This is a genomic window from Ruminococcus sp. N15.MGS-57, from assembly GCF_000980385.1.
In the GTDB taxonomy this organism is placed as follows: Bacteria; Bacillota; Clostridia; order Oscillospirales; family Ruminococcaceae; genus Hominimerdicola; species Hominimerdicola aceti.
In genome coordinates this window covers 1-730 of record NZ_LARF01000135.1, presented here as the reverse complement: position 1 = coordinate 730, position 730 = coordinate 1, and the positions used below count along the sequence as shown (strand labels likewise).

The window sequence follows — 730 nt, the reverse complement described above, 5'->3', positions numbered from 1 at the left end:
CCAGATTCAGTTAGTTTTGTCGGTTTCAATAAGCCTATTTCATCGTAATATCTAAGTGTCCGTATGCTTATTCCGGTTATATCCGACACATCTTTTACTGTTTTCATGTATCCTCCTTTCGTTTTAAGCGTAAACCCTTACGCCACGAGAGAGTCAAGATTAAATTTTGTTTTTTTCAAAAATATAATAAATAACTTATTTTATTATAGCATTGCTCAAATTATTTATATATCAAAATATAGGGGAGAAATCATGAAAGAATGTAATGCTGTCCCCCCTATTTAGGGACTTCCTGCATTGGAACTGTTGCTATTATTCGGTTAACCGACTAAAATAGAAATATAAATTAGATTAGGAGAGAACAAAATGTTTGAATATATGACAGTACAAGAAGCTGCAAAGAAATGGAATTTATCTGAACGCAGAGTGCAAAAATTGTGTGCAGAAAATCGGATTGCTGGTGTAGTCCATCTCAGTCGTATATGGCTTATTCCCCAAAATGCACATAAACCTGTAGATGGTCGTAAAAAAGAAAATAAAATTTTTCCGTCATTGTAACATTTCGCGGACATTTGCCTGTTATACTATCTGCAAAAAGCAAAGGAAGTGAGGATATGAAGCAGATTTTAATTGTCGAGGACGACAGTTTTTTGAATAAGATGTTAGACTATAACCTGACCGCAGACGGCTACGGCGTGACTTCTGCCCTAAATGCCAGAACCGCAGCCGA

At 35.9% G+C, this 730-nt stretch carries 2 protein-coding genes and 1 pseudogene; 2 read left to right on the top strand and 1 reads right to left on the bottom strand.

Annotation, left to right across the window (positions count from 1 at the left end):
- A partial coding sequence (locus WS40_RS11730; RefSeq protein ID WP_325208549.1) for a MerR family DNA-binding transcriptional regulator occupies window positions 1–107 on the bottom strand: 107 nt, incomplete at its 3' end.
- A gap of 259 nt (window positions 108–366) precedes the next feature.
- On the opposite strand from WS40_RS11730, the gene WS40_RS10965 reads away from it, so the two are divergent.
- Window positions 367–558, top strand: coding sequence for a helix-turn-helix domain-containing protein (locus tag WS40_RS10965; protein WP_046442308.1), 192 nt, complete (start codon window positions 367–369; stop codon window positions 556–558).
- A gap of 23 nt (window positions 559–581) precedes the next feature.
- Window positions 582–730, top strand: a pseudogene (locus tag WS40_RS11725) (response regulator transcription factor); the annotation flags it as partial.